Annotated in this window: 1 protein-coding gene; it reads left to right on the top strand. The window is 28.4% G+C overall.

What is annotated here, in order from left to right:
* Window positions 1-271, top strand: a 271-nt coding sequence (locus SB822_RS57325; RefSeq protein ID WP_410859138.1) for a DUF4942 domain-containing protein, incomplete at both ends; no start/stop codon positions are given.

The following is a 271-nucleotide window of genomic DNA, read 5'->3' as shown; positions in this document are numbered from 1 at the left end:
ATAGCTTTAAAGAAACTTCTAAACCGATACTAAAATTAGAAGTGGATTCTTCTGCAAATAACTATACAGAAGATATGGAAAACGAATTTATTAAAAGTGTAAGGCAAAAGTATTGGAATACACTGTTTAATAATGCTGAATTCATGAGTCTTTTTACAAGCAATCTAAAGCAAAAATATTTGCAGCATGTCGAAGAGTTAAAGGATTATGATTTCTCATTATTCAACATATACACATTAAGAATACAAATGAGTAAAGAAATGATTCAGGG

This window comes from Paraburkholderia sp. SIMBA_054 (genome assembly GCF_046534875.1).
In the GTDB taxonomy this organism is placed as follows: Bacteria; Pseudomonadota; Gammaproteobacteria; order Burkholderiales; family Burkholderiaceae; genus Paraburkholderia; species Paraburkholderia hospita.
Note: the sequence above shows the minus strand (reverse complement) of the source record. Positions and strands in the feature narration are given on the sequence as shown.